Annotated in this window: 1 protein-coding gene; it reads left to right on the top strand. The window is 27.0% G+C overall.

Translation table 11 applies throughout. The features are described from left to right. Positions 1 to 467 (top strand): hypothetical protein (locus tag HMPREF2930_RS09080; RefSeq protein ID WP_070597384.1); only part of this gene is annotated, 467 nt, incomplete at its 5' end. Positions 468 to 599: the final 132 nt, after the last annotated feature.

The following is a 599-nucleotide window of genomic DNA, read 5'->3' as shown; positions in this document are numbered from 1 at the left end:
AAAAAAATAATGATAGTAATAAGAAGCAACAATCTACTGATAAAAATAAAAGTTACTTAAATAATTTTAACTCGAAAGAAATTGAATATGCACGAGTTTGGTATCAGTTAATATCTACAAGAAATGATTTAAAAGGTATTAAAAATGTTTATGTTACAGAAATACCAAAAGGCTCAAAAGTAAATCCACAAGCCAAAAATAGTGCAATTTATAAAGAAAAAGTTGTGAAATTAGAAGCTCCTATGAGAGCTGGTGGGTCTGTAACATATAGCAGTAATGGTGATGGAACAATTAATGTATATAATAATATCCCTTATAAATGGGAAAATTCACAAAATAGTGATTATAGTCAAATGAATAAGATAACAAAAAAAGCAATAGAGGAGAATATTGAAACAGTCTATATTAAACCCTACGACAATAAAACAGTAGCTAAGTTAGCAAGTAAAATTAGATATAATAAGTAGTTAGTAGATTATTAAAAAGGCGCCTAAAATTAGGCGTCTTTTTTATCATTAGTTCAAAAGATAAGCATAACGTTCCATGTAACAGCATATAAAGTAATGAAGGTTCTGTTGCAAAGTTGAATTTATAGTATA

The organism is Staphylococcus sp. HMSC068C09, from assembly GCF_001813735.1.
GTDB classification, from domain to species: Bacteria; Bacillota; Bacilli; order Staphylococcales; family Staphylococcaceae; genus Staphylococcus; species Staphylococcus hominis.
This window is presented reverse-complemented; position numbering and strand designations above follow the sequence as displayed.